Origin of the sequence: Aeromicrobium wangtongii (assembly GCF_024584515.1) — a bacterium.
GTDB lineage: Bacteria > Actinomycetota > Actinomycetes > Propionibacteriales > Nocardioidaceae > Aeromicrobium > Aeromicrobium wangtongii.
The window spans coordinates 484,266-504,997 of sequence record NZ_CP102173.1; the positions used below are offsets into that span (position 1 = coordinate 484,266).

At 70.1% G+C, this 20,732-nt stretch carries 20 protein-coding genes, 1 tRNA gene and 1 pseudogene; 11 read left to right on the forward strand and 11 right to left on the reverse strand.

Features of this window, described 5'->3' with window-relative positions:
- Nucleotides 1-79 precede the first annotated feature (79 nt).
- Together NQV15_RS02490 and NQV15_RS02495 are read right to left on the reverse strand one after the other, a co-directional pair.
- Entirely contained in the window at nucleotides 80-760 is a 681-nt protein-coding gene (locus NQV15_RS02490; RefSeq protein WP_232398028.1) for a response regulator transcription factor, read from the reverse strand.
- Nucleotides 757-1,893, reverse strand: a complete 1,137-nt coding sequence (locus tag NQV15_RS02495; protein WP_232398029.1) for a sensor histidine kinase — start codon at nucleotides 1,891-1,893, stop codon at nucleotides 757-759. The genes NQV15_RS02490 and NQV15_RS02495 overlap by 4 nt, the downstream gene beginning before the upstream one ends.
- A gap of 132 nt (nucleotides 1,894-2,025) precedes the next feature.
- Between NQV15_RS02495 and phoU the strand changes: the two genes are divergently transcribed.
- On the forward strand, nucleotides 2,026-2,667 hold the full coding sequence (phoU, locus tag NQV15_RS02500) for a phosphate signaling complex protein PhoU (RefSeq protein WP_232398030.1): 642 nt from the start codon (nucleotides 2,026-2,028) through the stop codon (nucleotides 2,665-2,667).
- A gap of 82 nt (nucleotides 2,668-2,749) precedes the next feature.
- Here the strand turns inward: phoU and NQV15_RS02505 are convergent, their stop codons facing one another.
- A complete protein-coding gene (locus NQV15_RS02505; RefSeq protein ID WP_232398031.1) occupies nucleotides 2,750-3,361 on the reverse strand; it encodes a hypothetical protein in 612 nt (203 codons plus the stop codon).
- Between the two features lie 205 nt (nucleotides 3,362-3,566).
- Here NQV15_RS02505 and NQV15_RS02510 point away from each other — a divergent pair, with 205 nt between their 5' ends.
- Nucleotides 3,567-4,052 carry a CarD family transcriptional regulator gene (locus tag NQV15_RS02510; RefSeq protein WP_056612020.1) on the forward strand — a complete coding sequence of 162 codons (486 nt, stop codon included), beginning with the start codon at nucleotides 3,567-3,569 and terminating at the stop codon, nucleotides 4,050-4,052.
- A gap of 48 nt (nucleotides 4,053-4,100) precedes the next feature.
- On the opposite strand, the gene ispF is transcribed toward NQV15_RS02510, so the two are convergent.
- On the reverse strand, nucleotides 4,101-4,577 hold the full coding sequence (ispF, locus tag NQV15_RS02515; RefSeq protein WP_257125083.1) for a 2-C-methyl-D-erythritol 2,4-cyclodiphosphate synthase: 477 nt from the start codon (nucleotides 4,575-4,577) through the stop codon (nucleotides 4,101-4,103).
- Nucleotides 4,578-4,635: 58 nt separating this feature from the next.
- On the opposite strand from ispF, the gene NQV15_RS02520 reads away from it, so the two are divergent.
- Entirely contained in the window at nucleotides 4,636-6,138 is a 1,503-nt protein-coding gene (locus tag NQV15_RS02520; RefSeq protein ID WP_232398032.1) for a molybdopterin-dependent oxidoreductase, read from the forward strand.
- Here the strand turns inward: NQV15_RS02520 and NQV15_RS02525 are convergent.
- Nucleotides 6,135-7,358, reverse strand: coding sequence for a peptidase C39 family protein (locus NQV15_RS02525; protein ID WP_232398033.1), 1,224 nt, complete (start codon nucleotides 7,356-7,358; stop codon nucleotides 6,135-6,137). The genes NQV15_RS02520 and NQV15_RS02525 overlap by 4 nt on opposite strands.
- Before the next feature lie 101 nt (nucleotides 7,359-7,459).
- Here NQV15_RS02525 and cysS point away from each other — a divergent pair, with 101 nt between their 5' ends.
- The 3 genes from cysS to NQV15_RS02540 all read left to right on the forward strand — a co-directional run bounded on the left by cysS (nucleotide 7,460) and on the right by NQV15_RS02540 (nucleotide 11,323).
- Nucleotides 7,460-8,869, forward strand: coding sequence for a cysteine--tRNA ligase (gene cysS, locus NQV15_RS02530; protein ID WP_232398034.1), 1,410 nt, complete (start codon nucleotides 7,460-7,462; stop codon nucleotides 8,867-8,869).
- A gap of 4 nt (nucleotides 8,870-8,873) precedes the next feature.
- The gene (rlmB, locus tag NQV15_RS02535) at nucleotides 8,874-9,818 is read left to right on the forward strand and encodes a 23S rRNA (guanosine(2251)-2'-O)-methyltransferase RlmB (protein ID WP_232398035.1); all 945 of its coding nucleotides are present in this window, start codon (nucleotides 8,874-8,876) and stop codon (nucleotides 9,816-9,818) included.
- A 95-nt stretch (nucleotides 9,819-9,913) separates the two neighbouring features.
- Nucleotides 9,914-11,323 carry an MFS transporter gene (locus NQV15_RS02540; protein WP_232398036.1) on the forward strand — a complete coding sequence of 470 codons (1,410 nt, stop codon included), beginning with the start codon at nucleotides 9,914-9,916 and terminating at the stop codon, nucleotides 11,321-11,323.
- Nucleotides 11,324-11,348: 25 nt separating this feature from the next.
- Here NQV15_RS02540 and NQV15_RS02545 read toward each other — a convergent pair whose 3' ends face one another.
- The 4 genes from NQV15_RS02545 to NQV15_RS02560 are packed head-to-tail and all read right to left on the reverse strand — an operon-like array spanning nucleotide 11,349 to nucleotide 15,535.
- On the reverse strand, nucleotides 11,349-12,506 hold the full coding sequence (locus NQV15_RS02545) for an LLM class flavin-dependent oxidoreductase (RefSeq protein WP_257125084.1): 1,158 nt from the start codon (nucleotides 12,504-12,506) through the stop codon (nucleotides 11,349-11,351).
- A 60-nt stretch (nucleotides 12,507-12,566) separates the two neighbouring features.
- On the reverse strand, nucleotides 12,567-13,079 hold the full coding sequence (locus NQV15_RS02550) for a hypothetical protein (protein ID WP_232398038.1): 513 nt from the start codon (nucleotides 13,077-13,079) through the stop codon (nucleotides 12,567-12,569).
- Nucleotide 13,080: 1 nt separating this feature from the next.
- Nucleotides 13,081-14,376: a D-arabinono-1,4-lactone oxidase gene (locus NQV15_RS02555; RefSeq protein WP_232398039.1), complete on the reverse strand. Its 1,296-nt coding sequence runs from the start codon at nucleotides 14,374-14,376 to the stop codon at nucleotides 13,081-13,083.
- Nucleotides 14,369-15,535, reverse strand: coding sequence for an amino acid deaminase/aldolase (locus tag NQV15_RS02560; RefSeq protein ID WP_232398040.1), 1,167 nt, complete (start codon nucleotides 15,533-15,535; stop codon nucleotides 14,369-14,371). The genes NQV15_RS02555 and NQV15_RS02560 overlap by 8 nt, the downstream gene beginning before the upstream one ends.
- A 53-nt stretch (nucleotides 15,536-15,588) precedes the next feature.
- On the opposite strand from NQV15_RS02560, the gene NQV15_RS02565 reads away from it, so the two are divergent.
- Entirely contained in the window at nucleotides 15,589-16,416 is an 828-nt protein-coding gene (locus NQV15_RS02565; RefSeq protein WP_232398041.1) for a hypothetical protein, read from the forward strand.
- Nucleotides 16,417-16,490: 74 nt separating this feature from the next.
- A tRNA-Thr gene (locus NQV15_RS02570) sits at nucleotides 16,491-16,566 on the forward strand.
- Between the two features lie 34 nt (nucleotides 16,567-16,600).
- On the opposite strand, the gene NQV15_RS02575 is transcribed toward NQV15_RS02570, so the two are convergent.
- Nucleotides 16,601-17,785 (reverse strand): HNH endonuclease signature motif containing protein, encoded by a 1,185-nt coding sequence (locus tag NQV15_RS02575; RefSeq protein ID WP_232398042.1) that lies wholly within the window; start codon nucleotides 17,783-17,785, stop codon nucleotides 16,601-16,603.
- A 63-nt stretch (nucleotides 17,786-17,848) separates the two neighbouring features.
- On the opposite strand from NQV15_RS02575, the pseudogene NQV15_RS02580 reads away from it, so the two are divergent.
- Together NQV15_RS02580 and NQV15_RS02585 are read left to right on the forward strand one after the other, a co-directional pair.
- Nucleotides 17,849-18,010 (forward strand): annotated as a pseudogene (locus NQV15_RS02580) (IS30 family transposase); the annotation flags it as partial.
- Nucleotides 18,011-18,115: 105 nt separating this feature from the next.
- The gene (locus NQV15_RS02585; RefSeq protein ID WP_232398043.1) at nucleotides 18,116-18,517 is read left to right on the forward strand and encodes a nuclear transport factor 2 family protein; all 402 of its coding nucleotides are present in this window, start codon (nucleotides 18,116-18,118) and stop codon (nucleotides 18,515-18,517) included.
- A gap of 124 nt (nucleotides 18,518-18,641) precedes the next feature.
- Here NQV15_RS02585 and NQV15_RS02590 read toward each other — a convergent pair whose 3' ends face one another.
- Nucleotides 18,642-19,334 carry an NADPH-dependent F420 reductase gene (locus NQV15_RS02590; protein ID WP_232398044.1) on the reverse strand — a complete coding sequence of 231 codons (693 nt, stop codon included), beginning with the start codon at nucleotides 19,332-19,334 and terminating at the stop codon, nucleotides 18,642-18,644.
- 203 nt (nucleotides 19,335-19,537) lie between these two features.
- Here NQV15_RS02590 and NQV15_RS02595 point away from each other — a divergent pair, with 203 nt between their 5' ends.
- The gene (locus tag NQV15_RS02595; protein WP_232398045.1) at nucleotides 19,538-20,710 is read left to right on the forward strand and encodes a PP2C family protein-serine/threonine phosphatase; all 1,173 of its coding nucleotides are present in this window, start codon (nucleotides 19,538-19,540) and stop codon (nucleotides 20,708-20,710) included.
- Nucleotides 20,711-20,732: the final 22 nt, after the last annotated feature.

Genomic DNA, 20,732 nt, shown 5'->3' on the forward strand with positions numbered 1-20,732 from the left:
ATGCGTAAGCCACGCGTCGGCGTGCATAACCCACGCGTCGGCGTGCGTAAGCCACGCGTCGGCGTGTGTAAGCCACGCGTCAGGCGTCGTACTTGTAGCCGAGGCCGCGGACGGTGGTCAGGATGACCGGATGGGCGGGGTCGGGCTCGATCTTGGCCCGCAGACGCTTGACGTGCACGTCGAGGGTCTTGGTGTCGCCGACGTAGTCCGCACCCCACACCCGGTCGATCAGCTGGCCGCGGGTCAGCACGCGTCCGGGATTGCGCAAGAAGAACTCCAGCAGCTCGAACTCCTTGAGCGGGAGCTTCGCGACCTCGCCGTCGACCGTCACGAGGTGGCGGTCGACGTCCATCCGCACGCGCCCGGCCTCCAGGGCCCCGTGGTCGTCGGCGTCGTCGGTCGTGCCGCGGCGCAGCACCGCACGGATGCGGGCGACCAGCTCGCGCGGGGAGTAGGGCTTGGTGACGTAGTCGTCGGCTCCCAGCTCCAGCCCCACGACCTTGTCCACCTCGGTGTCCTTGGCGCTGACCATGATGATCGGCACGGACGAGACCTGCCGCAGCGCACGGCACACCTCGGTGCCCGACAGGCCCGGCAGCATGAGGTCGAGCAGGACGATGTCGGCCCCGCCCCGGTCGAACTCGGTCAGTGCATCCGGTCCGGTCTCCGCGATCGCGACGTCGAACCCCTCCTTGCGCAGCACGTAGGCCAGCGCCTCGCTGTAGCTCGCCTCGTCCTCGACCACCAGTACCTTGGTCACGCGGTCTCCTCATCGATGTCGTTCTGGTGTGCGGGCAGGACGAGGGTGAACGAGGAGCCGAGGCCCGGTTCGCTCCAGACCTCGACGGTGCCCCCGTTGCTGGCGGCGACGTGCTTGACGATCGACAGGCCGAGACCGGTGCCGCCGGTGGTTCGCGCCCGGGCCGGGTCGACGCGGTAGAACCGTTCGAAGATCCGGTCCAGCTCGTCGTTGGGGATGCCGATGCCGTTGTCGGTCACGGTGAGCCGGACGTCATCGTCGTCGCGATGGGCGATGACGGAGACCCGCGAGCCGTCCGGGCTGTACGTCACGGCGTTCTCGACCAGGTTGCTGACTGCGGCGTGCAGCTCGGATCGGTCGCCGTGGACGAGCAGGCCGGGCTCGACGGACGTGGCGATCTCGATCTGCTTGTGCTCGGCCTCCGTGGCCGAGTGCTCGCAGGCCTCCGCGACCAGGTCGTCGACCCGGACCGTGGCGGCCTCGTCGCTGAGGGTGTCGTTCTGCAACCGCGACAGGTCGATGATCTGCTGCACGAGGCGGGTCAGGCGTTCGGCTTCCACGTGCATCCGGCTGGAGAACCGGGCGACCGCCTCGGGATCGTCCTTGGCCTCGCCGACGGCTTCCGCGAGCAGGGTCAGGGCACCGACGGGAGTCTTGAGCTCGTGGCTGACATTGGCCACGAAGTCGCGGCGGATGGACTCCACGCGGTGCTCACGGGTGCGGTCATCGGCCAGGACCAGGATGAGGCGTGAGGTCAGGGGTGCGACCCGGGCGTGGATGTACGAGGTCGTCCCCCGCTTGGGGTGCAGCGCGACCTCGGCCTCGCGCACCTGGCCGTCACGGCGCACCCGGCGTACCAGCGCCATCAGCTCCGGTGGCTCGAGGCGGTCGTCGGTGATCAGGCCCACTGCGAACGCCGGGGCCGATGCCTGCACGACGGTGTCGGCCGAGTCGATCAGGACAGCGGAGGAGGACAGGACCGACAGGACCAGCTCGGCACCCGGAGGGACCACGGGTGTCGTCTCCTCCACGGTCCGCTGCTTCCTCTCGCTGAAGCGCCACAGGTAGGTGACCATGGCGCCGATGACTCCGCCGATCGCTCCTGCGATCACGAATCCCGCGCTGGTGTCCACACCACGATCGTAGGGGGCGCCCGCACGCGCGGACGTCCGCGTGGCACGGCGGCGAGGTGGCTTTCCGCTGGCGTTCATGCGCTGTTCACCCGGGGTCGCCGTCCGTTCACCCGGCCTGCCTACGGTCGGAGCATGCGCGATCAGTATTACGAACAGCTTGATGCCATCGTCGACGACCTGGTGCAGCTGACCGGCACCGTCCGGCGTGCCGTGGCCGATGCGACCAAGGCACTGCTCGAGGCGGACGGCTCCATCGCGGAGTCCGTCATCGCCGGCGACAAGGACGTCGACGAGGCGACCGAGACCATCGAGGAGCGGACGCTCCTGCTGCTGGCGACCCAGCAGCCGGTGGCGAGCGATCTGCGCCAGCTCATCGCCACGTTGCGGATGCTGGCCGATCTGCAGCGGATGGGGGACCTGTCGGTGCACGTCGCCAAGATCGCCCGACGCCGCATGCCCGACTCGGCGGTCCCGCAGCACCTGCACCCGACGATCCGGTCGATGGCTGCGGTGGCCGACTCGATGATCGACTCGGCGTCTCGCATCGTGGCCAACCGTGACGTCGCCAAGGCCGCCCAGCTGGAGTCCGAGGACGACGAGATGGACATGCTGCGCAAGGACCTGTTCAGGTCGCTGCTCGGTGAGTCGTGGGACCACGGCATCGAGCCGGCGGTCGACGTCGCCCTCCTCGGCCGGTACTACGAGCGCATCGGCGACCATGCCGTGTCGATGGCCCGCCGCGTCGTCTACCTCGTGACCGGTCAGCTCAGCTGACCGTCGCCGGTCGCACCGGCCCCGGAACCGACGAGACCCCGCTGCTGCCGCAGCGGGGTCTGGTCATCGGTGCAGGGGACTGCTACTCGGTGTCGTCCTCGTCGCCCGTGCCGGGCGTGGCCTGGGTGCTGGGAGCGGCCGAGCTGGCGGGTGCCGTGGGGGTCGCGTTGCCGCTGACCTCGTTCGGGACCAGACCATCGCCACCGGCGACGGAGTCGTACTCGGCGGCGTGCTCGGTGCGGGCGACGACGGGCACCTCGATCGTGAGATCGCCGGACTTGCTGAAGGTGTAGGTCAGCTTGACGTAGGCGCCGGGCTCGGCGCCCTCGGTCACCACGAAGGCCGTGCTGGCGCCCCCGATCGTGATCAAGACGTCGCTGGGCAGCTTGACGGCGCTCTTGGGCGCGCGGACGGTGAGGCTCTCGCCGTCGGCACCGGTGACGGCGACGGACGTGATGGTCTCGTCGGCGTCGGTCGTGTTCAGCAGGGCCGCCGACAGCGTCGCCGACCCGTCCTCGTTGCCGACCAGCAGCGTGTTCTGGGACTCGATGTCGCCACGGGCGTTGGCACCGACGGCAGGCTGGTAGACCTGATTGGTCTGGGCACCGAAGCCGGTCCCGCAGGCGCTGAGGGCCAGGCCAGCCACCAGGGCCAGGGAGGCGGCGGACAGACGGCGACGTCGTACGGAGCTCACCAGGTCACACTCTCTTCGAGGGTCGAGTTCGTTCAGGGGGACGCATCTGGGCCCGAGGGGCCCGCCTTGATCGTATCCGAGCGCCGCCGCCGGAATCCTTTGACCTGCTGCTGCGTCGTCTGCTATGGGGTCCCCGGCCTGAAACTGCAAGGGTCTTTGTGGGGTTCTCATGGTATTCTGGGTATCTACGAAGGGTGTTTTCTCTATGACTTTTACTGTCGGCGAAACCGTTGTCTATCCCAATCACGGCGCTGCAGTCATCGAGGACATCGAGACCCGGACGATCAAGGGCGAGGAGCGTGATTACCTCGTGCTGCGCATCGTCTCGCAGAACGATCTGGTCGTGCGCGTTCCTGCGTGCAACCTTGATCTGGTCGGAGTTCGCGACGTCGTTGACGAAGCAGGACTCGAGCGGGTTTTCGGGGTCCTCCGTGCCGAGCATGTCGAAGAACCGACCAACTGGTCGCGTCGTTACAAGGCCAACCTGGAGAAGCTGCACTCCGGTGACGTGCTGAAGGTGGCCGAGGTCGTCCGCGACCTGTGGCGCCGCGATCACGAGCGCGGCCTGTCCGCCGGCGAGAAGCGCATGCTGGCCAAGGCCCGTCAGATCCTGGTCTCCGAGCTCGCGCTCGCGGAGAAGACCAACGAGGACAAGGCCGAGACCCGTCTCGACGAGGTCCTCGCTTCCTGATCTCCGAACGAAAGCCCCCGGTTCCTATGGAGCCGGGGGCTTCGTCGTTCAGTGGGGCAGGACCAGGGCGGTCGCGATGGCTGCGATGCCCTCGCCGCGTCCGGTCAGGCCCAGGCCGTCGGTCGTGGTCGCCGACAGGGTGACCGGTCCGCCGATCGCGTCGCTGAGGATCTGCTGGGCCTGCTCGCGGCGGGCGCCGATCCGCGGCCGGTTGCCGATGACCTGCACGGCGACGTTGCCGACGGTCCAGCCGTGGTCCTGGAGGCGGCGCCTGGTCTCGACCAGGAAGTCGACACCGGCGGCCCCTGACCACTGCGGGTCGGCGGTGCCGAAGTTGCTGCCGATGTCACCGAGGCCGGCAGCGCCCAGCACCGCGTCCACGATGGCGTGCGACACGCAGTCACCGTCCGAATGACCCTCCAGGCCCTGTGGCTCATCGGGCCACGAGAGGCCGGCGAGCCACATCGGGCGCCCGTCGACGAGCCGGTGGACGTCGGTACCGATGCCGATGCGCGCAGATGTCACGCGTCGATCATGCCATTTCGTCCGGCGCACCTTGACCGTTCGCGCAACCATGGCTGCTGTGAGAGATCGAATGACCGCCGCAGCCGGCGTCCTGGCTGCCGCGGCGGCGATGGCGGCCACCGAAGGGCTGGCGGCCGTTCTCGACTTGCGCGAGTCCCCGCTCGTGTCGGTGGGCCAGTCGGTCATCGCGCTGACGCCCGGCCCGATCGCCGAGGCGATCATCAACGTGGTCGGGACCAAGGACAAGCCGCTCGCGGTCACCAGCGTGGTGATCGCGGTCCTGCTGATCGGCGCGCTGGTGGGCACGCTGTGGCTGGGGCGGCGGCTGGTCGCCGGCGGACTCGTGGCGCTGTTCGTCGTCCTGGCCGCCGCATCGGTGCTGTCCCGCCCCTATGCGTCGCCTGCGGGCGTGTTCGCCGCCGTCGCCGGCGGGGTCGTCGTCGTGGGCGTGCTGCAGCTGCTGCTGCGCGACCAGGATGCAGCCGGGGTGAATCTCTCGCGGCGCAGGTTCCTGCGCACCGCTGCGGTGATCGGCCTGGCGACTGTCGTCGTCGGTGGCGCGGGCCAGGTGCTGGCCGCGCGGCACCGACGCCGGCAGGCCATCGAGAAGGTCCGCGCTGCGCTCACGCTGCCCGTGCGGGCGGAGGGCGTGCCGGCCGGCGTCGACCTGGGCGTCAAGGGCCTGGGCCCGTGGCTGACGCCCAACCGCGACTTCTACCGCATCGACACCGCGCTGAGCCCGCCGCTGATCGATCCGGCCAGCTGGACGCTGCGCATCCACGGCATGGTCGACCGCGAGCTCACCCTGACCTACCAGGACCTGGTGGACCGCGGACTCAGCGATGCGTGGATCACGCTGTGCTGCGTCTCCAACCCCGTCGGTGGTGACCTGGTCGGCAACACCGTGTGGGGAGGCGTGCCGATCAAGGACATCCTCGACGAGGTCGGGGTGCAGGCCGGCGCCGACGCGCTGCTGTCGACGTCCGACGACGGGTGGACGTGCGGCACCCCGCTGCGCGCGCTGACCGATGGCCGCGACGCCCTGCTGGCCCTGACCATGAACGGTGAGCCGCTGCCGATCGCGCACGGCTTCCCGGTCCGTCAGGTCGTGCCGGGCCTGTACGGCTACGTCTCGGCGACCAAGTGGGTCACCGAGTGGGAGGTCACCCGGTTCGCGGACTTCCAGGCGTACTGGACGCAGCGGGGCTGGGGCGAGCGCGGGCCGATCAAGACGCAGTCACGCATCGACGTGCCGCGCGAGGGCAGCACGGTCGCGGCGGGGACGTCGGTCATCGCGGGGGTCGCGTGGGCCCAGCGCGTCGGCGTTCAGAAGGTCGAGGTCGCGGTCGACGACGGGCCGTGGCGCGAGGCGACGCTCGCGGGCGTCCCGAACATCGACACGTGGGTGCAGTGGCGCCTGGGCTGGGACGCCGAGCCGGGGCGCCACACGATCCAGGTGCGCGCCACCGACCAGGACGGCACCACGCAGACGTCCGAGCGGGCGGACGTTCTGCCGGACGGCGCGACCGGCTACGACAGCGTCAGCGTCGAGGTGGACTAGCCCGGAAGGGCGACGCTGGTGGGGCGGATGACGTACACGACGCCGCCGCTGCCGCCCAGCCAAGCCTTCTCGAACTGCGCGCGTGAGTAGACGCGACGCACCGCGGAGTTCTTCGACCCGGCCGGGTCGTTGGCGATGACCTGGCCGCTGCTCGTGAAGCCGCGGATCACCATGAGGTGGCCCGGGGTGGACGAGATCGGCGAGCCGTTCAGCTGCCCGCGGCCGAAGGCGACTGACGCGACCAGGGGGATGCCGGCCTTGATGTAGGCCTCGGCGTCACGCAGGGAGTCCAGCCGCGTCACGAAGGTGTCCAGTGAGTAGCCGGCCGCGTAGGCGGTGTTGAAAGGCCAGTTGCCGGTGCCCTTGTACTGGTGGTCGTAGGTGTACCGAGCCGCGTGGTCGACGAAGGAGTCGGCGCCCTTGGAGAAGGAGTATGCGGACTTCTTGGGGCCCTTGCCGAAGAAGCGCATGACCATCGACGTCGAGGTCGGCGAGCACCAGGCCTCGCCACCGCCGCCCCACTGCGGGAAGTGGCCGCGGTGGATCATCTGGGACGAGGCGGGCACGGCCAGGTCGGTAGTGGCGGTCATGGTGGTGGCGCTGGTGGGGGCCGAGCGCGTCGCGTAGGAGGCCGCGACGGCGTTGACCGCGTGCAGCGTCGGGGTGGACTTGCTGCCCTTGGGGCGGTGCAGCATCACCCGCACCTGGTACCGGTTGAAGTTCTTGCCCGCATTCGCGGTCACGACGTCGGTCGAGACGCGGGCCAGGTCGTCGGTCTGGCTGGAGTACGACGAGCGCTTGACCCGCGAGGTGCCGTTGGACCAGCGGGCGACGGTGTCCCAGCTGCCGACGGTCGTCCCGTTGCGGACGCGGACGTCGATGCGCGCCCAGGTCCCGCCCGGCGTCGTGATGCTCCACGACGGGATCAGCGTCCTCGCGTCGAACCCGACCGACTGCCACGGGCTCTGCCACGAGCCCTTGTCGTACGACTTCTTGCCGCCGGACACGCGCGGGTCCTTGTACTTGGTGACCGATGTCCCGGTGCCGATCGTCATCCGGCCGGACTTCGCGGCCAGGCCCTTGGAGGTGCCACGGCCGAAGTCGCCGGTCGTGGTCCAGCGGGTCAGCGAGGACTGATCGGCGGCCGCCGCGGCGGGCGGGGCCGGCACGAGGGCCAGGCCGACGACGACGGCGGCAAGAGCGGGAAGGATGCGGCGCATCTCACCATGGTAGGTGCCAGATGGGACGTGTGGGGCGGATGTGACAGCCGAACCCAGATCGACTGCGAAGCCGGGCCGCCGCGAGCCGATAGGGTTGAGGCGTGGCATTTCACCTGTATGACACCGCGTCCCGGCAGATCCGCGCGCTCGACCCGGTCGTCCCCGGTCGGGTCTCGATCTATCACTGCGGCCTGACGGTGCAGGGCCCCCCGCACATCGGCCACATCCGCAAGGAGGTCGTGTTCGACGTCCTCCGCCGGTGGCTGGAGCGCTCGGGCCTGGAGGTCTCGATCGTCGCGAACGTGACCGACATCGACGACAAGATCCTGGCCAAGGCCGTCGAGCAGGGCCGCCCGTGGTTCGCCGTCGCCTACGAGAACGAGCGTGCGCTGCACGCGGCGTACGAGGTGCTGGGCTGCGTCCCGCCGACGTACGAGCCGCGCGCGACCGGGGTCGTGCCCGAGATGATCGAGATGATGCAGACCCTCATCGAGCGCGGTCACGCCTACGCGGCGGACGACGGCTCGGGCGATGTCTACTTCGACGTCCGGTCGTGGCCCGCGTACGGCGAGCTGTCGAACCAGAAGGTCGACGACATGCTGCCGGCCGAGGACGCCCCGCTCGAGGGCAAGCGCGACGGCCGTGACTTCGCCTTGTGGAAGGGGCACAAGGACGGCGACCCGGAGTCGGCCTCCTGGGCGACGCCGTGGGGCCGTGGACGTCCCGGGTGGCACCTGGAGTGCTCGGCGATGGCCGCGAAGTACCTCGGCCGCGAGTTCGACATCCACGGCGGCGGCCTGGACCTGCGCTTCCCGCACCACGAGAACGAGCTCGCGCAGTCCCGGGCGGCCGGCCAGCCATTCGCCCGGTACTGGATGCACAACGCGATGCTGAACCTGGCGGGCGCCAAGATGTCGAAGTCGGTCGGCAACACCTTGATGGTCAGCGAGGTCGTCAAGCGGGTGCGGCCCATCGACCTGCGCTACTACCTGGCGGCCTCGCACTACCGCTCGATCGTGGAGTTCTCCGAGGAGTCGCTGGCCGAGGCCGCGACGGCCTTCCAGCGCATCGAGGGCTTCGTCAAGCGCGCTGCCGCGCTGGTCGGCTCCGGCGAGGTGGGCGACGTGCCCGAGGCCTTCGCCGCGGCGATGGACGACGACCTGTCCGTCCCGGCGGCGGTGGCGGTGCTCCAGGGCCGCATCTCGGACGGCAACTCGCTGCTCGCGGGTGGCGCATCCGGTGAGCTCGGAGCCGTCCTGGCACAGGTTCGCGGCATGCTCGACGTGCTCGGTTTGGATCCTCTGTCCTCCACGTGGGATCGTGGGGGTGACGATGCGGCCTATGCGCAGGTGATCGACACCCTCGTCGAGGGTCTGCTCGAGCAGCGCCAGGAGGCACGTGCCGCCAAGGACTTCGCGAACGCAGACCGCGTGCGTGATCAGCTCACGGCGGCCGGCATCGACATCGAGGACACGCCGCAGGGTGCGCGCTGGTCCGTGAAGGGCTCATAGGACCATGCCAGGAAACAGCAAGCGCAAGGGCGCCATCAAGAAGACCGGAAAGGGCAACCCCACCGCAGGATCGGGTGGACGCCGCCGGCAGGGACTCGAGGGCAAGGGCCCGACGCCGCGCGCCGAGGACCGGCCGAACCACAAGCTGTACAAGATGAAGAACGCGACCGCCAAGCGCGAGCAGGCCCGCCCCAAGCGCAAGCAGGGCGAGGCCGCCGAGTGGGTCGCGGGACGCAACTCGGTGCTCGAGCTGCTGCGCGCGACCGTGCCGGTGCACGCGCTGTACGTGGCCGAGGGCACCGACCGCGACGAGAAGATCCGCGAGATCTTCAAGCTCGCCGCCGAGCAGCACGTCAGCCTGCTGGAGATCGGCCGCGTCGAGCTGGACAAGCTCACCGGTGGCGCCGTCCACCAGGGCATCGCCGCCAAGCTCAACGCCTACGAGTACGCCGATCCGCAGGACCTGATGGATCTCGCGGCCGAGCGCGACGAGCCGGCCCTGATCCTGGTGCTCGACGGCATCACCGATCCCCGCAACCTGGGCGCGATCATCCGCTCGGCCTCGGGCTTCGGCGCGCACGGCGTCGTCATCCCGGAGCGTCGTGCCGCGCAGATCACCGCCGCGGCCTGGAAGACGTCCGCCGGCGCTGCCGCCCGCGTGCCCGTCGCCCGCGTCACCAACATCACCCGCACGCTGAAGCAGTTCCAGGACGATGGCTGCATGGTCATCGGCCTGGCCGCCGACGGTACGGTCGACATCGCCGAGTCGCAGATGATCGACGGCCCGCTGGTCGTCGTGATCGGCAGCGAGGGCAAGGGCCTGTCGCGGCTCGTGGGGGAGACCTGTGACGAGATCGTGTCGATCCCGATGTCGACCGGGCTGGAGTCGCTGAACGCCGGTGTCGCAGCGGGCATCGCTCTGTACGCGATCAGCCAGCAGCGGGACTGACCGACTGTCACTGACGTCACACCCTCGCGGAGGGCTCTGAATCGGTTGCGTCACGCATCTGTCTGTATCGTTCTCAGGTCGAACGAGGAGAACAAGTGACACAACCTGAAACAGAGATCGCGCGCACGCCGGTCCTGGCCGTGGCAGCCCTGTGCTTCGGTGGCCTGAGCGCCGCCCTGACCCAGACCCTGGTCATCCCGATCCAGAGCGAGCTGCCGCAGCTGCTGGACACGAGCGCGTCGAACGCCTCGTGGGTCGTGACGATCACGCTGCTGGCCGCGGCGGTCTCGATGCCGGTCGCGGGCCGCCTGGCGGACCTGTACGGCAAGCAGCGCCTGCTGGTGGCCTGTGCGGCGCTGCTGGTGGTCGGCTCGGTGGTCACCGCACTGTCGAGCACCCTGATGCCCGTGCTGATCGGCCGAGGCCTGCAAGGCGCTGCGATGGGATTCATCCCGGTCGGCATCTCCTTGATCCGTGAGATCACCCCACCGCACATGACGTCCACGGCGGTCGCCTCGATGAGCGCGACCCTCGGCGTCGGCGGTGCGATCGGCCTGCCGCTGGCCGCCTGGATCGTCGACATCGGGAGCTGGCACACGCTGTTCTGGGTCGCCGCCGGAGCCGGCGTGCTGATGATGGTGGGCGTCATCGCGCTCGTCCCGCACGTCCACGACGCCCACGAGGGCCGCCTGGACGCTGCGGGTGCGCTGGGTCTCGCGGTCGGCCTCGTGTCGTTCCTGGTCGGTCTGTCCAAGGCCAACGACTGGGGCTGGGCCTCGGGTCGCACGATCGGCATGATCGTCGGCGGCATCGTCGTCCTCGTGCTGTGGGGCATGTTCGAGCTGCGGCAGGACGATCCCCTGGTCGACCTGCGCGCATCGGCCAAGCCGGCCGTCCTCATGACCAACCTGGCCGCGCTCGCCGTGGGCTTCGGCATGATGGCGCAGTCGATCGTCGTCCCGCAGCTGCTGCAGCTGCCGAAGGAGACCGGCTTCGGACTGGGCCAGACGATCCTCGCCGCGGGTCTGTGGATGGCCCCGGCCGGTCTTGCGATGATGCTGTTCGCTCCGGTCTCGAGCCGGATCATCAGCACGCTCGGCGCACGGATCGCGCTCATGATCGGGGCCGCGGTGCTCGCGGCGGGCTATCTCGCGTCGACAGTCCTCATGGGTGCGCCGTGGCAGCTGCTGATCGCCTCGTGCATCGCCACGGCCGGCGTCGGCATCGGATACGCCGCGATGCCCACCCTCATCCTGGACTCGACCCCGCCGCACGAGGCCGCTGCGGCGGTCGGGCTCAACTCGTTGGCACGTTCGGCGGGCACGACGATCGCCGCGGCCGTGATGGCGACCGTGCTGACCAGCAACACCGTGGCCTTCGGAGGGATCGAGCTGCCGAGCGAGTCGGCGTTCCGCTGGTGCTTCTTCATCGGCGCCTTCGCGGCGCTGCTGGGTGTGGCCCTCGCGGCGTGCGTGCCGGCCCGCCGGCGTGCCGCGGTGCGGTAGGCCTCAGCACAGCAAGGCCGGGACGTCATCCCGGGCGTGGCGCAGATGCCACGCCCGGGATGACGTCCCGCTTGCGCAGGATCGGCAGGACGCCCTCGGCGAACCAGTACGCCTCCTCGACGTGCGGGTAGCCGGACATCACGAACTCGTCGATGCCGATCTCGGCATACTCCCCGATGAGGTCGGCGACCTCGGTGTGGCTGCCGACCAGGGCGGTGCCGGCGCCGCTGCGCATCAGTCCGACGCCCGCCCAGAGCCCGGGGTGCACCTCGAGCGAGCGGGCGTCGGCGCGGTCGAAGGCGCCGCCGTGCAGCTCGCGCATGCGCTTCTGCCCTTCGGACTCGCTGGCCGCGAGCGCCTCCTGTGCCTGCGCGACCTGGGCCGGGTCGAGCCCGGCGAGCATGCGGTCGGCGATCTGCCAGGCGTCCTGGGAGTGGTCACGGCTGATGGTGTGCAGCCGGACGCCGAAGCGCACGGTGCGGCCCTGCTCGTCGGCGAGCTTGCGGATCCAGGCGATCTTGTCGGCCACGGCTCCCGGCGGCTCGCCCCACGTCAGGTAGACGTCCGTGTGGGCCGCGGTGACCGGGCCGGCGGCGGCCGACGAGCCGCCGAGGTAGATCTGCGGCACCCGGGCGGGGCGACGGGTGCGGGCGTCCTGGACGTCGTAGTGCTCGCCGCGGAAGGTGCTGCCGGCCTCCGTGAAGGCGCCCCGGAAGACCTGCAGGAACTCCGCCGCCCGGGCGTACCGGTCGTCCTTCTGCACGCGGTCGCCGAAGCGCAGCTGCTCGGACGGGTCGCCACCGACGACGACGTTGAGCAGCAGCCGGTCGCCGGACAGACGCTGGAAGGTGGAGGCCATCTGGGCCAGCAGCGTCGGTGAGATCAGCCCCGGACGCAGGGCGATGAGGAACTTGAGCCGCTCGGTCTCGGGGATGAGCGCCGACGCGACGACCCAGGCGTCCTCGCAGGGTGTGCCGGTCGGCGTCAGGACGGCGTCGAAGCCGAGGTCCTCGGCCGTGCGGGCCACCTGCACGAGGTACTTCAGATCGGGCTCGCGGAACCGGCCCGCGGTGTCCAGCGGGCCACCCTCACGCCCGAGGTCGGTCGGCACGCTGTGCCCCCCACCGACCAGGGCACGGCTGTCGCCGGTCGTGGGCAGGAACCAGTCGAACGTCAAGCTCATGGCCTCGAGTCTGGCGCGCGCGCACGCCGCGGATCGACGCGTCTTGTATCGCGGACGCGGTCAGGCGGGGTGGGCGCCGTACGCCTGCAGCGCCGCGACGAACTCCTTGGCGTAGCCCTGCTCGCGCAGGGTCTTCATGGTGTTGCGCGAGAAGCGGTTGATCCGCTCATGGCTGACGGTGCAGTGGATCGTCCACGTCGGGCCGACCAAGCGGACCGGGCCGATGACGCCGCGTCCGACACCCAGCTGGGCGCACGGCACCGCCCAGGCCGCCACCTCGGCATCCGCGGGGAAGAACGACAAGATCCCCTCGGAGAGCTCGAGCCGGCCGGCCTCGGCGCCCAGCGTGACACCCAGGGCCCCGGCGAGATCGTTGCCGTGGAGCATCGCGTTCCACGTGCCACCGATCAGCCCACGGGAGCCGTCGGACCGCGGCTCGGTCAGGCGCATGCCGGTGCCTGAGTGCGGTCGGCGGCGCATCGCGAACAGCAGCACCGCGACGAACAGGCCGAACAGCAGGAGCCCTGCGGGGAACAGCAGGGAGAAGAAGACGGGGACCGCTGCTTCGTCCATGTCAGCCGAGGACGCGGTCGAGGTAGGGGTTGCTGAACGTCCGGCCGGGGTCGATCTCGTCGCGCACCGCCACGAAGTCGTCGAAGCGGGAGTAACGCTGGGCGAAGTAGCCCGCGTCGAGGGTGTGGATCTTGCCCCAGTGCGGGCGTCCCTCGTGCGCGGTGAAGATGTCCTGGGCCGCGGCGAAGTACCTCGCGTAGTGGCTGCGCCAGTACTGGTGGACCGCGACGTAGCAGTTGTCGCGCTCGTGGCCCGTGGACAGCCAGGAGTCGTCGGCGGCCGTGAACCGCACCTCGATGGGGAACGAGATGTTCTCGTGCCCGGCGCCGAACCAGGCCGCCAGCTCGCCGAGCACGTGCGGCAGCGCCTCGCGGGGCATCGCGAACTCGGACTCGCGGAACCGGACGGTGCGCGGCGACACGAACACGTTGTAGGAGTCGTCGACGTACTCGCGCGCGCTGAGCGTCGACCCCGCGACGGCGTTGAGGCGCGGGATCCACGACCGCCGATGGGTCACGACCCGGTTGAGCCCCTCGAAGACGGTGTTGCTGAGGAACTCGTCGTCCAGCCAGTGCCTGAACCGCCCGAGCGGACGGGCCTCGGTGCCGCCCGGGACCGGGTTGTTGCGCTTGGTCAGCGTCTTCTCGGTGTGCGGGAACCAGTAGAACTCGAAGTGGTCGTTGTCGGCGACCAGGTCGTCGACCTGCTCCATGACCGCGGGCAGGGCCATGGGCTCCTCACGGGCGTGCAGCAGGAACGCCGGGACGCACTGCAGCGTCACCTCGGTGATGATCCCCAGCGCGCCGAGGCTGACGCGGGCGGCGCCGAACCACGGGTGCTGCTCGTCGATCTCGACGACGTCGCCGGTGGCCGTGACGACCTGGACGCCGACGACGGACGAGGAGATGCCGAACAGCTTGCCGCCCGTGCCGTGGGTGCCGGTCGAGGTGGCACCTGCCACGGACTGCGGGTCGACGTCACCGAGATTGGCCAGCGCCAGCCCGCGAGCCTTCAGCTGCGGGTTCAGCTCGTGCAGCGAGATGCCGGCCTGCACGCGCACCCGGCCGGTGGCGTGGTCGGTCGCCAGGATCGTGTTCATGCGGTCGAGCCGCAGCAGGACCCCGTCGGTCGCCGCGATCGCGGTGAACGAGTGGCTCGCGCCGACGGCCTTGACCTGCTGGCCGGCCGCGACGGCGTCCCGGACGACCGCGGCGACCTCGGCGGTCGAGGCCGGATGCGCGATCCGCACGGGGTGCGCCTCGGCGCTGCGGCCCCAGTTCTGCCAGTGCTCAGCCAAAGTTCTTCCCCTCACCCCGGTACGTCGGCACGATCTCGGTGCTGCCGTCGGCCTCCACGATCGCGATCCGGTCGAATCGCTCGCACATCTCACCGGCCTTGGCGTACCGCAGCACGACACGGTCGCCGATCGACAGGTCGCGCGCGGCCTTGCCCTTGAGCGGCGACTGGACCTCGCCGGCGCCCTCGGTGCCGATCGGGGTGAGCCCGGTCGGCCACACGGGCAGGGGTTGCCGGTTCTTGTTGGTCGGGCCCGACGCGATGTAGCCACCGGCGAACAGCGTCGCGATGTCCTTGGCCGGCTTGCGGACGACCGAGAGCACGAAGTACGCCGCGGGACGGGAGGTGAAGGCGTCGTAGCCGTCGAACAGCACGGGGGAGAACAGGCCGGATCCGGCAGTGAGCTCGGTGATGGCGGGGTCCTGGCCGGTGACCTCGAGGCTCCCGGTGCCGCCGGCGTTGACGATCTCGAGCCGGGCGTGCTCGCTCACCGCGGACACGACCTTGGCGCGGCGGTGCAGCAGCTCGGCGGCGGAGCGCTTCTTGACCAGCCGCACAGCGCGCGAGGAGTCGGGCAGACCGGCGATCTGCGCGTCGTAGAACATCAGGCCGACCAGGTCGAAGCCGCGGCGCTGCTCGATCGCGGCGGCCAGCTTCTTGGCTTGGCGCGCGGTGTGGACGGGGGAGCGGCGCACCCCGAGGTGGACGGGGCCGAGCTTCAGCGACGAGTCGACGTCGATGCACACGCGGATCGGCGGGTGGCCGGGTCCGCCGAGCAGCGAGTCGATGTGGTCCAGCGACTCGGTGCTGTCGACCATGACCGTGATCGCGGTGCGGCGCCGCTCGTCTGCCACGAGGTCGTGCAGGCCCTGCCGGCTGGTGGTCGGGTACGCCAGCAGGATGTCGTCGTGGCCCTCGTCGGCCAGCCAGTTCGACTCGGCCAGGGAGTACGACATGATCCCGGCGAACCCAGGTCGCTGGAGCGTCTCGTCGATGACCCGGCGCACGCGGACCGACTTGCTCGCGACCCGGATCTTGACCCCTCCTGCACGGCGCACCAGGTCGTCCGCATTGGCCCACAGGGCTGGGGCGTCGATCAGGGCGAAGGGGGTGTCCAGCGATGCGGTCGCCTGCAGGAGGCGCTCGAAAGGAGACGGCACGTCGCCAGTATGTCGCACTGGGGATCCATGCGGTGGGCATCGATACTGGGGCGATGCGCAGCCTGCTGATGACCCTCGTGGCGGTGCTGCTGGTGGCGTCGGGCTGCACCAGTGGCTCGGAGACGGACCAGCCGACCCGGCCGGCCGAAGCCGTCCCGACCGACGCCGCCGCCGACCTGGTCGCGGTCGGCGTCGACTGGCCGCGGGCCGACGGCGTCCTCGACGTCGCCGCCGCCCCGGCGGCGCCGGCCGGCTTCTCGGCGGAGATGGTCGAGCGCATGGCGGGCGTCCTCGCCGACTGGGCGACTGCCACGACCGTCGACCGGGACGTGTGGCACAGCGCCACCCCCGTCGACGATGTCGTCAGGGCATTGCCGGCCGAGGTCGGCGCGTCACTGCGCACGCAGACCAAGGACTCGGTCTCGCCCGGTCTGGCGGTCGCGAACGTCTTCGCCGACGAGGTGACGGTCATCGGGGCCCCGGCCGTCACCACCGCGTGGAGAGTCTCGACCGAGACCGACGACGACGGCCAGCAGCTCGTCGTGCTGCAGCTGCAGACCCGCGCGGCCTACGAGGTCCGCCTCGGCGACGACGCCCCGACCAGGGTCATCGGCGTGCTGCGCGTCCACGGCCTCAGCGCCTATCCCGGCACGACGACCGACTTCGGCGTCAGCGGAGGCTGGCAGGAGTTCGGCGCCGGCGACTGCGCCCTGGCCCTCGACGACGAGCTGGTGCCCGGCGGCGACGTCGCCGAGTCCGCCGAGGATCTGAAGGCCTTCGTCAAGATCGGCGACGGCGACGAGCTGACGATGCCGGCGCTTGACCCCGACGACCGGGTGGACGCCGGATACCTCCAGCGCTGCCGCGACAACGCGACCTGACGGTCCCGACCGGAGCCTCGGAACCGTCCATTGCTCCAGACCACTACGATGGCATCTCGGACTCCGGTCCGTACGCCTCTGTAGCTCAGTTGGTAGAGCGCCTTACTTGTAATAAGGATGTCGCGGGTTCGAATCCTGTCGGAGGCTCCAGGCAACACATGTGCGCACCGCGGGCGCACGCGCGTCAGGCGGGGACGTACTCCACGTCGATGGTGGGCGCTGGCTGGTAGATCTCGATGACCATGGGCTTGGTCGGTGGTCTGGGTTGGCTGGTGGACCAGTGCAGCAGGCCGTGGCCTTTGAGGTTGTGGTGTCGTCGGCACAGCGGACCCATGTTGTCGCCGGTGGTCGGACCGTGTGGGTGGGGTATGCGGTGGTCGAGGTCGCACCGTTCGGCCGGGACCATGCACCCGGGTGCCTGGCAGACCCCGTGTAGGAACTGCAGCGCCGCCGCGAGGGTGTCTGGGGCGAACCGGCCCAGGTATTCGTGGGAGAGGACGTCGTCCTTGACCGGGTCGACCACGATGCGGTGCCAGAAGGTGCTGCCGGTGGCGGCTACGTCGGCGATCCACGATGCGGGAACGGCCCAGCGGCCGTCGGTGGACTCCGCGAACCCGGCCGCCGCGCCAGCCAGGACGTCGGCGGCGACGGTGACGGCGATGTTGGCATCGACCGCTGATGTCGCGGCGTCGGAGCTGGTGCACCAGGCGACCAGGAGATCGGCTTCGCGTTGGGCGACGGTGCGATCGTCGTCGGGATCAGCGGGTTTGCGGGCTGCTGTCCGCAGTCGCGCTTCGATGGCCGCGGCCAGGTGCGAGGGCAGGTAGGCGTTCAGCCACGCCATCGCGTCATCCCCGTGAGCCACCGAGACATGGCGTTCGGCGCGCTCTGCCTCAGCCCGTTCGACGGCCAGGTCGGCCTCGACCCGCTGGACGAACCGGCGCAGCCATTGCCGCAGCTCGGCCCCGGTATGGGAGGTCGCATAGGCCAGGACCCGGTTGTCGAGGCGGGCGATGGACTCGTCACGACGGAGCTTCTCGATGGCCGCACTGATGTCACGGACCCTCGAGAAGTCGAGGCGCCCGTCGATGAACGCGTCCCACACCTGCGGGGTCTTGGCGCGGACCCGGTCGGCGATCGAGAGCCGCAGCTGGACCTGCGCCTCGGACATCCCCGTGGCCTCACCGATGGTCAACGCGATCGCGGATCGTTCGATCTTGCGCCGCAACGACGACTCGATCAATGCGGTGCGCGCCATCTCGGCGTCGCGGTAGTCGATCATCGCCTCGACGGTGCGCGCCTCGGCCATGGACTGCCACCGGACCGCGTGCGACAACGACTGCGTCGTCGGTGCTGTCGTGGTGGCCATACCTCAAACCTAGTGGTCGCCACCGACACTCTTTTCTGCTGCAAATCCAGGACATGCGCGGGGACCAGGGCACTGCTGCGCCAGTACTTCCCGAAGGGCGCCGACCTGTCCAAGTGGGGTCCTGGTCACCTCGACTACGTCGCGACCGAACTGAACAACCGACCCCGCAAACGCCACCAGTGGCGTACTCCCGCCGAGGTCCTCACTGAGCTACGGTCCGAATAGTCAGATCGGCCTGATGTTGCGACCACCGCTTGGATCCGGCCGCAGTTTCGCGTTGAAAACCCATGGGGCGTTAGGTCTGAGAGCCACCCGGGAGAGGATGCAGCCATGAGTGAGCTGATCGAGGTCCCTTCGGCTGACGGAATCGCCGAGGCGTACGCGTTGGCGCAGAGGTGGTTGCCGGCCTTCCTGGCGGGGCACCGGGCCGACGACGACGTGTACGCCGAGGACGTGGCGACCTGGCACAACACCAGCGAGACGGTCTCGAAGATCCAGCAGACCCCGTCGCGCACCCGGGCCAACGCCGCCGGCGCCGACCTGCGGGTGGAGAACCCACGGATCAAGGTCTTCGACGGCGGCTGGGTCCTCCAAGCCACCACGGTGGGCACCACCGCCGACGGTGATCCCGTGCGAATCCCCAACTGCCTGGTCGTGACTGTCGAGAACGGTCGGATCGCCCGGTTCGAGGAGTACGCCGACTCGCGCGCGGTCGAGGTCCTCTTCGGCTGACGTCCTCCGGTCCGCCCTACTCGGCCCGGATGTGCTCAGGATCGGGGCGAGCCGTGGTGCCCAGCGTGGTGATCCAGGCGAGCAGCATCGAGCCTCGTTCATTGTCCGGGCGGGCCTGCGGAGGTCAACCGAGCGGGTGGCGCGCCTGCTGCAGGTTGCGGATGAGCTCGTCGCGACTCTGTCCGTCGACGGCGTGGCTCCACATCGGCGTCCCGGGAGCGCTGCGCCACGACTGGCTGAGCGGGCTGTTGTCGACGATGTCGAAGCCGAGGTCGTCGTACAGGCGGGTCACCAGCTCGACGGCCTCCGGGTGGTCGCTGGACGCGACCAGCGCCTTGCGCTCGGGGTGCCCGGCGGGCCGGGCCAGCCGGACGATGGCCGGCTGCCGGTCCTCCGGGACGCGGATCGGATGCCGCTCGTGGAACTGGACATGGGTGAATGCCTTCACGATCTTGGAGTCCGGCAGCTGCTCCTGGCGCAGCTCGTGGATCGTCTTGCGCCCCGAGTCGACCTCGGGGAAGTGGCCGTCGCGCCACACCATGTAGTTGTTGTTGTCGATCACGACCTTGCCGGCCAGCTCCTCGACCGGCAGCCGGTGGTCCGGTGCGTACGGGAAGGCCAGGATCGCGAAGTCCGCCTCCGCCGCCGCGTCGGACGCCGACGCGGCCCGTGCCCTCGGGCCGAGCTCGCGGACCAGATCGTGCAGGGTCTGCGGGCCGCGCGAGTTGGCGATGACGATGTCATAGCCCGCCGCGACCGCGACCCGCGCGAGCGTGGTCCCGACCTGACCGGCGCCGAGGATGCCGAACGTGCTCACGCAACGTCCTGGTGATGCGTCGTGGATGTCATGACCACAGCATGCGGGCTGAGGAGCCCTGGTGAGGAGGCCCTGTCGCTCCCAGCCCTGCCGGGGCCCCGCTGGTGCCCTGTGGTCTCGGAAGCCCCCGGTAGATGGGATACTGGGTGTCACCGATTCCTTGAGCGACCAGGGGCCGACCGGGATGAATCGAAGGATCGAATGTGTCTGAGACCCGTCTGCGAGTAGAGCGCGGCGGCGAGGTCACCCAGCTCCTCGTCGCGATCCGCGAAGACCTCGAGGCCGACTCGTCGGTCATGCTGCTGCTCGACGCAACCCGCTCCGTGCTCGAGCCCGTCGCGGCCTGCGGGCTGGACGAGACGCTGCGGACGTCCGCTCGCGTGCCGCTGGGTCAGGGGTTCGCCGGCACGATCGCCGCGACGGCGGTGCCCCTGGTGCTGGACGAGGTGCGATCGGACAACGTCGTCAACCCGATGCTGCACCGTCGCGGTATCCGTTCGCTGGTGGGCGTCCCCCTGCTCTCCGACGGCATGGTCATCGGCGTGCTGCACGTCGGCTCGCTCACGCCCCGGACCTTCACGCAGGACGACATCGAGCGGTTGGCGGCGCGGGCCGAGGACCTGGCGGTGTTCGTCAAGGACCGCGCCCTCGTCGAGGAGCACGTCGCGGCCCTCGTCCTGCAGCGCAGCCTGATCCCGACGGTCCCGCCGAGGATTCCCGGCCTGGACATCGCCGGGCGCTACCTGCCGGCCGAGGGTGACCTCGGCGGTGACTGGTACGACGTGTTCTCGCTGCCGGGCGGCCGCGTCGGCATCGTGATGGGCGACGTGCTCGGGCACGGTCTCGGATCGGCCGTCATCATGGGACGCGTCCGAAGTGCCCTGCGCGCGTACGCCCTCATCGAGGAGAGCCCTGCGCGCGTCCTGGAGATGCTCGACCACAAGATCGACCACTTCGAGGCCGGCATGCTGGCCACGGTCGTCTTCGCGGTGGCGTCGGCCCCCTTCGACACATTCACGGTGAGCAGCGCCGGCCACTGGGCCCCGCTGCTGGCCGGCGACGGCGCCGTGGCCCAGGTGGACGTCCCGCACGACCCACTGCTGGGGGTGGAGCCCGCGACGCGCCGGACCGAGGTGCAGGTGTCCGTCGAGCCCGGCGAGGTGCTGTGCTTCTTCACCGACGGGATGATCGAGCAGCGCATCGATCCCGGTGCGGCGATCGATCCCGACCGGGGGATCGCGCTGGTCGCGGCGAACCTGTCGGCGGCCTTGACCGCGGAGGCCAACTGCATCTCGATCCTGGCCGGCGCGATGCCGGCGGAGCGCAACCGGGACGACATCGCGCTGCTGGTCGTCAGGCGCGACCCGGACGCCTGAGTCGTCCTGAACTGTGCACCTG

Excerpts from the sequence above, each read along its gene's own strand:
- phoU (WP_232398030.1), top strand. The coding sequence starts at position 2,026 with ATGCGCGATCAGTATTACGAACAGCTTGATGCCATCGTCGACGACCTG.
- NQV15_RS02510 (WP_056612020.1), top strand. The coding sequence starts at position 3,567 with ATGACTTTTACTGTCGGCGAAACCGTTGTCTATCCCAATCACGGCGCT.
- NQV15_RS02525 (WP_232398033.1), bottom strand. The coding sequence starts at position 7,358 with ATGCGCCGCATCCTTCCCGCTCTTGCCGCCGTCGTCGTCGGCCTGGCC.
- rlmB (WP_232398035.1), top strand. The coding sequence starts at position 8,874 with ATGCCAGGAAACAGCAAGCGCAAGGGCGCCATCAAGAAGACCGGAAAG.
- NQV15_RS02545 (WP_257125084.1), bottom strand. The coding sequence starts at position 12,506 with ATGAGCTTGACGTTCGACTGGTTCCTGCCCACGACCGGCGACAGCCGT.
- NQV15_RS02550 (WP_232398038.1), bottom strand. The coding sequence starts at position 13,079 with ATGGACGAAGCAGCGGTCCCCGTCTTCTTCTCCCTGCTGTTCCCCGCA.
- NQV15_RS02565 (WP_232398041.1), top strand. The coding sequence starts at position 15,589 with ATGCGCAGCCTGCTGATGACCCTCGTGGCGGTGCTGCTGGTGGCGTCG.
- NQV15_RS02575 (WP_232398042.1), bottom strand. The coding sequence starts at position 17,785 with ATGGCCACCACGACAGCACCGACGACGCAGTCGTTGTCGCACGCGGTC.
- NQV15_RS02585 (WP_232398043.1), top strand. The coding sequence starts at position 18,116 with ATGAGTGAGCTGATCGAGGTCCCTTCGGCTGACGGAATCGCCGAGGCG.